This is a genomic window from Streptomyces beijiangensis (assembly GCF_017315755.1).
In the GTDB taxonomy this organism is placed as follows: Bacteria; Actinomycetota; Actinomycetes; order Streptomycetales; family Streptomycetaceae; genus Streptomyces; species Streptomyces beijiangensis.
Map to the genome: position 1 here is coordinate 1 of NZ_JAFLRJ010000564.1, position 1,149 is coordinate 1,149.

Annotated in this window: 1 protein-coding gene; it reads right to left on the reverse strand. The window is 67.1% G+C overall.

Going from position 1 to position 1,149, the window contains the following annotated elements:
* On the reverse strand, positions 1 to 1,057 hold a 1,057-nt coding region (locus J0695_RS36800), incomplete at its 3' end, for an LCP family protein (protein ID WP_206969109.1).
* Positions 1,058 to 1,149 lie beyond the last annotated feature (92 nt).

Genomic DNA, 1,149 nt, shown 5'->3' on the forward strand with positions numbered 1-1,149 from the left:
CCCGCTCGCCCTCGTAACGCCAGGGGATCGTCACGAACTTGGTGTTGTGCAGGTCGATGCCCTTCATGGACATCGCGAAGGAGACCATCTTGTCGGCCGAGCCCAGACCGGGGTCGACCGTCATCGACTTCGTGGCGGCGGTGGCGAGCGGGAGGAGAGTGGTCGGGTTGAGTCCGCCCGCTTTCACCTTCTTGATGAGCGAGGCGACGAAGGCCTGTTGACGTTTGATACGGCCGATGTCGGAGCCGTCGCCGATGCCGTGTCGCAGCCGTACGTAGTCCAGGGCCTTCTGCCCGGAAACCGTCTGCAGCCCCTGGGGGAAGAGCAGATCGCCACGCGTGCGGCGCGCGGGGCTGAGGTCGCGCTGATAGATGTCCTTGGGCAGACAGACCTGGACCCCGCCGACCGCCGAGGTCATCTTCGCGAACCCCTCGAAGTCGACGACCACGGTGTGGTCCACGCGCAGGCCCGTCAGTTTCTCGACGGTGTTCTGGGTGCAGGCCGGGTTCCCCTTGGCCGTATCGCCCACCGAGAAGGCCGAGTTGAACATGGTGTCAGGCGCGCCCTCGGTCCACTTCCCGTCGGGAAGGCGGCACGGCGGTACGTCCACGAGGGTGTCCCGGGGCACGGATACGGCGACGGCGTGCTTCCCGTCCCCGTACACATGCAGCAGGAACGCGGTGTCCGAGCGCCCGATGTCGCCCTCGCCGCCGCCCAGGCCCTTGTTGCCGCCGGCCCGCGAGTCGGAGCCGATGACCAGGACATTGCTGCCCGAGGTGTTCCCCGGCGGCCGGTCATCCGAAATGCCGTCCGCACCGAAGGTGTTGATGTTGCCGCCGAGCCGCAGATAGACCCATCCGGCACCCGAGACGATGAGCACCACGAATGCCAGCGTCGCCGTCGAGACGGTCCCCGCCCGGCTGCGTCCGCTCCCCCGCGCACCCTTGTGGCCGTGGCTCTGCTTCGGGCCCAAATGCCTTCTCCCGTCCCTGGACACGTATCTACCGTATGGCCGGACCGGTCCTGATTGCGCCCATCGGCGCCGGGAGGCCGACATCCCGATCCCGCACATTTGTCCGGAAACAAGTCAGGGCCCCAGGTACGAAACCTGGGGCCCTGCTCTCAAGAGCGGTAGCGGAGGGATTTGAA